The following is a 255-nucleotide window of genomic DNA, read 5'->3' on the forward strand; positions in this document are numbered from 1 at the left end:
ACTGCGTGAAGTCGGAATCGCTAGTAATCGCGGATCAGCATGCCGCGGTGAATACGTTCCCGGGTCTTGTACACACCGCCCGTCACACCATGGGAGCGGGTCTCGCCAGAAGTAGGTAGCCTAACCGTAAGGAGGGCGCTTACCACGGCGGGGTTCGTGACTGGGGTGAAGTCGTAACAAGGTAGCCGTATCGGAAGGTGCGGCTGGATCACCTCCTTTCTGGAAAACTGCTGTTCAAGTTGAACGCCCACACTT

Annotated in this window: 1 rRNA gene; it reads left to right on the forward strand. The window is 57.3% G+C overall.

The annotated features are described in order from the left end of the window. Positions 1-219, forward strand: a 16S ribosomal RNA gene (locus tag IB269_RS28965); the annotation flags it as partial. Positions 220-255 lie beyond the last annotated feature (36 nt).

This window comes from Delftia sp. DLF01 (genome assembly GCF_014852125.1).
GTDB classification, from domain to species: Bacteria; Pseudomonadota; Gammaproteobacteria; order Burkholderiales; family Burkholderiaceae_C; genus Comamonas; species Comamonas acidovorans.